Annotated in this window: 1 pseudogene; it reads right to left on the reverse strand. The window is 63.7% G+C overall.

What is annotated here, in order from left to right:
• Positions 1 to 578: pseudogene (locus tag V7680_RS15695) on the reverse strand (TonB-dependent receptor); the annotation flags it as partial.

Genomic DNA, 578 nt, shown 5'->3' on the forward strand with positions numbered 1-578 from the left:
GTGATATCCGGGTATGGCGTGACGAGGAAGCCCGCATTGTTCGGGTTGGTGATCGTCATGTCATGGTCTGACTCTTCCGTGTCGAGACCGATTCTCAGTTCGCCGCCCGCCTGCGCGAAGGCGAGCGCGATGTCGGCCCCGCGCGTCTTGGCGTCGGCAAGGGAGGCCCGCTCGGCCATCATGCCCGGCGAGGGCCGCAGGCTGAAATTGTCCATCAGGTGCGCCACGTCCGTGTAGTGAAACGATGCCTCAAGTGTGGCAGTCCCGATCTGCGCGGCATAGCTGAGCCGGGCGAAATCGGTATCGAAATACTGGATATCCATCGGGAAAGGCGGGTTGCCGGATGCGCCGGTATTCTGCCGCCGCAGGTCAAGGCCGAAGTCGCCGAACTGCGTCTTCACGCCGGTGGACAAGCCGTAGACACTGCGCTCAAACCCCGTGCCGCCGATCGTGCCATCGCCATAGCCGGTATCATCGCCCTCTTCATAGGCGCCCAGCAGGTTGAACCGCCAGGTGTCATTCGCCGCGCCGATGACACCGCCTGCCGAGACGCTGTCATTGATGCTGCGCGCGCCGAG

It is taken from the genome of Parasphingorhabdus sp., from assembly GCF_036963705.1.
Lineage (GTDB): Bacteria > Pseudomonadota > Alphaproteobacteria > Sphingomonadales > Sphingomonadaceae > Parasphingorhabdus.